The organism is Vibrio sp. 811 (genome assembly GCF_033339195.1).
Genome location: NZ_JAWOUB010000693.1, coordinates 1 through 580, shown reverse-complemented (window position 1 = coordinate 580; position 580 = coordinate 1). Strand labels below are relative to the sequence as shown.

The window sequence follows — 580 nt, the reverse complement described above, 5'->3', positions numbered from 1 at the left end:
CATTGCACCACGAACGATGAAGGTCAGACAGATGATTGCCACACCCCAGTTACCGACGAAGCTTTGGATGAAAGCAAGCAGTGAGTGAAGTGGTTTAGCGATGAACCATAGCCAGCCGTAGTCCACTACTACGTCTAGGTTGGGTGCCACTGCTGCCATTTCTTGTTGTAGCTTAGGACCAACCCAAAGTGTTGCTTCAAACTTCGCTTGGTCACCCGTCGCGATCGTTTTGTTCGGCATACGTACGCCGATATCGCCTAGGTTGCCAATTACGCGAGTGTAAAGGTTAGTACCTGGTTCGTTACGAGGGATCCAAGCAGCTGCGAAGTAGTGTTGGATCATTGCTGCCCAACCTTGGCCATCTGCTAGGTTGATAGACAGGTTACGATCCTGCATATCTTCAAAGCTGTATTTTTTGTAACGAGTATCTTCAGTTGAGTAAGCACCGCCACGGTAGGTTGGCATTGTGATGCTACCACCAGCGTCCATTAGGTTTTGACGTAGGTGTGCGTACATACCGAAGGTTGCGTTGTTACCAGAGTTGTTCGCTACATCGTATTCAACGTTCAGCGCGTAGCTG

The 580-nt window shown here is 49.3% G+C and carries 1 protein-coding gene; it reads right to left on the bottom strand.

The annotated features are described in order from the left end of the window. Positions 1-580 (bottom strand): membrane protein insertase YidC (gene yidC / locus R7Q46_RS28870; protein ID WP_318078540.1); only part of this gene is annotated, 580 nt, incomplete at both ends.